Source organism: Hydrocoleum sp. CS-953 (assembly GCF_002260545.1).
GTDB lineage: Bacteria > Cyanobacteriota > Cyanobacteriia > Cyanobacteriales > Microcoleaceae > Trichodesmium.
This window is the reverse complement of record NZ_LGSU01000313.1, coordinates 1-2,721: the sequence shown is the minus strand read 5'-3', so window position 1 is coordinate 2,721 and position 2,721 is coordinate 1. Positions and strand designations below refer to the sequence as shown.

Annotated in this window: 1 protein-coding gene; it reads left to right on the top strand. The window is 31.9% G+C overall.

The window, feature by feature from the left end:
- Nucleotides 1-112 precede the first annotated feature (112 nt).
- Nucleotides 113-1,351 carry an NACHT domain-containing NTPase gene (locus tag AFK68_RS02880; RefSeq protein ID WP_094671478.1) on the top strand — a complete coding sequence of 413 codons (1,239 nt, stop codon included), beginning with the start codon at nucleotides 113-115 and terminating at the stop codon, nucleotides 1,349-1,351.
- Nucleotides 1,352-2,721 lie beyond the last annotated feature (1,370 nt).

The following is a 2,721-nucleotide window of genomic DNA, read 5'->3' as shown; positions in this document are numbered from 1 at the left end:
TACCTACTCGCAGTAATTCTGAACTGAGAGAACATTTATTTAATGCTTATATTGAGCGAATGTTTAAGCGTAAGGCGGTTAATATTCCTTATAGTCAGGAGCAAGTAAAAAAATGGCTAATTTTGTTAGTGTAGATGCTTTAAATGAATTTTGTCAAGAATACGGTCAAACAGAAATAGTAGTTTGTAGCCGGATTCGTGATTATGAAGTTCTTTCAAGCCAGTTAAAATTTCAAGCAGCTATTTATTTACAGCCCTTAAGTTTAGAGCAAATCCAAGAGTATTTAAAAAATGCAGGTTCAGAATTAGCAGCAGTCAGAAAAGCATTAGAATCTGATGTTAAATTACAAGAATTTTCCCGGTATCCTTTGATTTTAAGTATTATCAGTTTAGCTTATCAAGGAATATCAATTGAAGAGTTACCTACTCGCAGTAATTCTGAACTGAGAGAACATTTATTTAATGCTTATATTGAGCGAATGTTTAAGCGTAAGGCGGTTAATATTCCTTATAGTCAGGAGAAAGTAAAAAAATGGCTAATTTGGTTAGCAAAGCAAATGGTTAAGGAGTCAGAAACTGTATTTTTAATTGAAAGAATGCAGCCCTATTGGGTACAAAATAAAATTTATATTATTGCTTATATTATTACTCTTTTGACGATAATATTATTCGTATTATGGAACCTATTTTATCAATTTTTAAATTTGCCTAAAATGGCGTTACTTGTAGCATTTTGTTTTGTATATTTTTGGCGTTTTTTTGGATTTAAAACTATTCAAACAGTCACTACTTTGAGATGGTTAGGAAAATATACTATCAACCAATTAGTTATTGGCATAACTATCGGACTAATTTCTGGTCTATTATCTGCAGTTATTTTCTACTATAATTTAAAAATTCTTAATCAAATTAGTCATCCTCTACTGAGAGGAGCAATATCTGGATTAAGCTTAGGACTAACTCTAGGAATAGTTCGTGGTATGACAGGTCCGGGAATAGAAGAACTAACTATTCCTAATCAAGGAATTTTATTGTCAACTAAAAATGCTTTGATATTTGGTTTAATTGCAGCTATATTAATGATTTTCTCTGCTAAATTATTAGACTGGTACCTCATCGCTTGGTGTCAGTATGGGTTTATTTTCGGATTAGCTGTGGGAGGGGGAGAAGCTTGTGTAAAACATTTTATTTTACGAGTGATTTTGTATTTTAATGGTTATATACCTTGGAATTATTCTCGTTTCCTTGACTACGCCACACAATTAATTTTTTTACAAAAAGTAGGAGGTGGCTATATTTTTATTCATCGACTATTATTAGAACATTTTGCTAGAATGCCAGAGAAAAGTTAACAGTTATCAAAGTGTAGGGTTGCCATGGGGGGCTAGACATCTTTTATTAATTTTTTCCTATAACTAAAAAATCCTTACTTTTGACTAAATATTTAATTTTTTAGATATGGTATTAGGCGTTCCCGTAGCATTGCGTAGCACTATCGTTATTCTACACTCTACCAGTTCATCTAAATCTAAAATCTAAAAACTGTTGCGCAACAGTTGAATTAATTATCAACTAAAAATTTTGACTCTGCCAGTTCATCTAAATCTAAAATCTAAAAACTGTTGCGCAATAGTTGAATTAATTATCAACTAAAATCAAACTATACCATTTCTCTTGTAACTTCATAGAGAAATGGTAATAAAAATCTGTAGCTAATACTGCCATTCATTCTATAAAAATTAGCTATTCTCTAAAAAGGTAAATTTATAGCTAAGACAGTAACTTAACCATAATGCTGACACAAATCGTTCGTCCCATGGTTCGGACCCAGGTTCGGTTATTAGCAAACTGTCACTCAACCCGTCTCACATTAATTCATACAATTGCTAAATGGCTAGGTTTTTTGGGAGTAAAAGCAGAAGTAACCGAACTGGATGCTAGTCTAGACAAAAAAATAAGTATTTCCTTAACAGTGGAAAAACCAGAATCTTGTGAAAATCAAGATTGGCAAAAAATTGTTGATGGTGTAAAACAAGAAGAAAATCAAAATAATTCCCCAGAATTAACAACAACCGAACCGATCCAAAACATGACAACCAAGCAACAAGGAAAGCTGCAAAGGTTGATAGCTTATGTTATTCAAGCAGGGGAGCCAGATCGGGCAGTTAAATGGGAAGAAATATATCCTAATTTACAACAATTAGGATTAGATGAAAAGATATTGCAAGGAATTCGTTCTGCAATTAGAATACCTCAATCTATTGATTTATTAGTTGAAGAATTAGAACCAGATGTAGCTGCTATTGCTCTACCTTTAGCCATGAATATTGCTCTTTTTGATAGACGAGTAAATTCATNTCGGGCAGTTAAATGGGAAGAAATATATCCTAATTTACAACAATTAGGATTAGATGAAAAGATATTGCAAGGAATTCGTTCTGCAATTAGAATACCTCAATCTATTGATTTATTAGTTGAAGAATTAGAACCAGATGTAGCTGCTATTGCTCTACCTTTAGCCATGAATATTGCTCTTTTTGATAGACGAGTAAATTCATCTGAAGATTATGCTTTAAGTTCATTATTACAAGTAATGAAACAACCGACGACTGTAGAGAAAAATGTACACAAAAAAACTTTTAAGCATAAACTATATTGGCTACTAACTTCAGTTATTCCTAGATATTAATTCATAGTTAATAGATAGTTTCAGGAAGTAAAT